This is a genomic window from Elstera litoralis (assembly GCF_000963705.1).
GTDB classification, from domain to species: domain Bacteria; phylum Pseudomonadota; class Alphaproteobacteria; order Elsterales; family Elsteraceae; genus Elstera; species Elstera litoralis.
The window spans coordinates 1-3,016 of sequence record NZ_LAJY01000157.1 but is presented as its reverse complement, the minus strand read 5'-3'; the positions used below and the strand labels follow the sequence as shown (position 1 = coordinate 3,016).

Sequence of the window (3,016 nt, the reverse complement as noted above, 5' to 3'; positions counted from 1 at the left end):
GGGGCGGGCTTTTGGCTTTCTGCCGGGACCAAAAACTTAGAACGGCAGAATAATATCCATGAATTGCGTACCGTAGCGCGGCTGAGCGATATCCTTCACTTGGCCGCGACCGCCGTAGGCGATACGGGCTTCGGCGATTTTATCGTATTCGATGGTATTGCCCGAGCTAATGTCTTCCGGTCGAATAACGCCACTGACCAGCAGTTCGCGCATATCATAGTTCACCAGGAATTCCTGACGGCCCTGGATGACCATATTGCCGTTGGGCAGCGTTTGCATCACCACGGCGGCAAGGCGCAACTGATTGGCGGCGTCGGTACCATTGGTGGTGGCGTTGCGGCGCGAGGTCAGATTGCTGTTGGTGCCAAACAGGGTGGTGGGGTCGGCACCGCCGAGCGCCTGTTGAATATCGAGACCGAAGAGGCTGCCGGCGCTATTCAGGCCCGCGCCCTGCGTGTCGGTCTGTGACCGATTGAGCCCGCCGCCCAAAGAAGCTGAACGGTTCCGGAAATCGACGACGACGGTAACGATATCGCCAACGGTGCGCGCGCGGATATCGCGGAAGAAGGTGCGGCTGCCGACGCGCCACAGCGAGCTTGGTTGGCGCGCGGTTGCAACCGGCTGCGGCATCGGCAGGCTGATGGGGCGGTAGTTCGGCTGTTCCGACGGATTGACGACCGGCGTGAACTCTTGCGTCTTGCCAATCGCTTCAAGGCGATCCAGCGTATTACAGCCGGATAGCAGCAGCGCCCCAAACAGCAGCGCGCTCGGCACGGCCATCCGTTTGCGGGCGGTCGCGGGGCGAGCTTCGGTCGAAATCTTGGGGCTGCGTGTCATCATCGGCCTCTTTCTGCTCACCTTTTCAATTCGTCCGGGCACCGGAATTGGGGCCGGAAGCGCCTGGTGCGACGGTGACGACAGTAGCCTGCACTGTCACCGTACTGGGGGCGGAAACAATCCCGCTCAGCACCTTATTGCTGCGGATATTCAACACCCGCACCATATCGCCCAACGCCCCATCGTCCAACGCTTTGCCCTGCATAACCAAGGCCATCGAGCCGGACACGACATTTACCGTAATCGGTGCATTCTTCTGCACCATCATCGTTGCATTCAGATCGCCGGGCCGCACCGGTTGCCCGACAAGCAGGGTGCGCCGGGCGGTTTTACCGATGATCCGGTCAGGATCGACCACATAGCTGCGCCCGGCTTGATCGGCGCGCAACCGTTGGATGGCGACATCCCCGGCCTGAATGACCTCGCCGGTACCGACCGCGCGGGTCATCACCGGCACATCGGCCATCGCAATCACTCGGCCCGCCACGCGGCGGCTTTCACCGCCAGCGGCCGGGCCGATCTGCGCGGTGAAGCGGGAGAGCTTCGGATCGAAACTCAAATCGCTCACGCGCAAGCCCTGCCGCGCTTGCCCTCGGCCCACGGTGAACGGGGCGGGCGGCGCATCCAGGCGAATTTCGCCGGTCGGATGTCCCTGCACCGCAAGCGCCTGCGTCACGGTCTGCAAAACCATCTCTTCGCCGATTTGCTCGACGGGCCGGTCGATCCGGATCGATAGCGTCGGGGAGGCGGGGCGCCAGGAAAGCCCATTCTCCCGCGCAATCGCCTCAAGCTGTTCGGCATCCAGCACCCTGCCGCTATCGGGTGTCCCGAGCCCACGCACGGGGCGTGCCGCGATATCGGCGGGCAGCCCATCAAAGAGATCCCCGAGGCGAACCTCTGGTTTGTCGAGCACCAGAACGCCGCTCGCCAGCACTCCATTCTTCAGCGTCGCCGCTGCCTGCGCTGCGATCGGCACGATCAGCAGCGCCAGAAGCAGCCCGGCGAGAGAGAGAAGAAAGCGCGGCGCGCGGGACATTCGAGGGATCACCTTATCCGGTTAGGACGCTAAGGGGTTAGCGCATCTGCGTGAGCGTGCTCATCATCTGATCGGAGGTTTCGATCACGCGGCTGTTCATTTCGTAAGCGCGCTGCGCGGTAATCAGATTGGTGATTTCCGAGACGATGTTGACGTTCGAGGTTTCAAGGAAACCCTGAAGGATCGTGCCGCGCTGTTCCACACCGGGAACGCCATCGTCCGGCTCGCCCGAGGCCTGCGTCTGCATGAACAGATTCTGGCCCGCCGCCTGAAGACCGGCTTCGTTGACGAAGGTGGTCAGATTGATCTGGCCGATGTTCTGCGCCTGGGTCTGCCCCGGAACCTTCACCAGCACTTCCCCGGAGGAATTGATGGTGATCGACTGGGCATTCTGCGGCACCTGGCCGGGGCCGCGCAGCTGATAGCCGTCGGCGGTTACGATCTGGCCGTTTTCATTGAGCTGGAACGAGCCGCGCGCGGTATAGGCAATTTCGTTCGTCGGCAAATCGACGGCGAAATAACCGATGCCCTGCACCGCAACATCGAGCGGATTGCTGGTCGGCTGAATATTGCCCTGCTCGTGCATACGGTAAACCGCCGCCGTGCGCACACCGAGACCGACCTGGATGCCCGACGGGATGGTGGTCCCGGCGTCCGAGGAGGTGGAGCCGACGCGCCGTTCGTTCTGATACAGAAGATCCTGGAATTCAGCGCGCGAGCGCTTGAACCCGGTCGTGTTCAGATTGGCGATATTGTTCGAAATGACTTCGACGTTGAGCTGCTGTGCCAGCATCCCGGTCGCGCCGATATTCAGTGACCGCATTGTTCGGTATCCTTCTTTCCTGGCTTAACCGCCACCAGTCAAATTTTGCCGGGTCTTAACGCGTCTCTCTTAAACCTGCCGCGCGATCTTGGCGATCGCATTGGTCTGACGTTCGCCCTCGGCGTCGATCATCTTCTGCATCGACTGATAGTCGCGCAAAATCTCAAGCATTTGAGTAACTTCCAGCACCGGCTTGACGTTCGAGCTTTCCGTGAAGCCTTGTACCGTCACCGTCTCGGGGGCGGGGAGGGCCTCTTGATCCGTCATATACATCGAATTGCCCGCCGGGCGAAGGGCCTGTTCGTCATTGAAGCGGACCA

The 3,016-nt window shown here is 61.4% G+C and carries 4 protein-coding genes; all 4 read right to left on the bottom strand.

The genetic code is table 11. From position 1 onward, the window contains the following. Window positions 1–36: 36 nt before the first annotated feature. Window positions 37–840, bottom strand: coding sequence for a flagellar basal body L-ring protein FlgH (locus VZ95_RS07300; protein WP_045775269.1), 804 nt, complete (start codon window positions 838–840; stop codon window positions 37–39). A gap of 22 nt (window positions 841–862) precedes the next feature. Next, the gene (flgA, locus tag VZ95_RS07295; RefSeq protein ID WP_045775268.1) at window positions 863–1,873 is read right to left on the bottom strand and encodes a flagellar basal body P-ring formation chaperone FlgA; all 1,011 of its coding nucleotides are present in this window, start codon (window positions 1,871–1,873) and stop codon (window positions 863–865) included. Between the two features lie 37 nt (window positions 1,874–1,910). Further along, window positions 1,911–2,696 carry a flagellar basal-body rod protein FlgG gene (gene flgG / locus VZ95_RS07290; protein WP_045775267.1) on the bottom strand — a complete coding sequence of 262 codons (786 nt, stop codon included), beginning with the start codon at window positions 2,694–2,696 and terminating at the stop codon, window positions 1,911–1,913. Window positions 2,697–2,765: 69 nt separating this feature from the next. Then, window positions 2,766–3,016 (bottom strand): flagellar basal body rod C-terminal domain-containing protein (locus tag VZ95_RS07285; RefSeq protein WP_045775266.1); only part of this gene is annotated, 251 nt, incomplete at its 5' end.